The organism is Bacillus sp. SIMBA_074, from assembly GCF_046534555.1.
GTDB lineage: Bacteria > Bacillota > Bacilli > Bacillales > Bacillaceae_G > Bacillus_A > Bacillus_A mycoides.
This window is the reverse complement of record NZ_JAWRYM010000842.1, coordinates 1-255: the sequence shown is the minus strand read 5'-3', so window position 1 is coordinate 255 and position 255 is coordinate 1. Positions and strand designations below refer to the sequence as shown.

Here is a 255-nt window from a genome sequence, read left to right as displayed (position 1 = left end):
ATCAGAGATGTGAATCGCTGGAGCATAAACATCAAACTTTGGTTTTTGCTCTTTTGGACACTCATCATCAATCCAGTGCAATTCAGATACGTTCGAATCAGTCGTAAGATCCCACACTTGCCAGCAGTAAAATACTGCACTTGACTGGCCGTCATCATGGCCGCCTTTATTACACTTAACTCGATTCACAAAGAGATAAACCCGGTTTGGAGCTTTATCTTTGTAAATATTACTAAAGCGACCTTTTGTCTCTAG

At 40.8% G+C, this 255-nt stretch carries 1 protein-coding gene; it reads right to left on the bottom strand.

Annotated elements, in window-relative coordinates; all coding sequences use genetic code 11:
* A partial coding sequence (locus SB773_RS33125; protein ID WP_410594680.1) for a hypothetical protein occupies positions 1-189 on the bottom strand: 189 nt, incomplete at its 3' end.
* Positions 190-255: the final 66 nt, after the last annotated feature.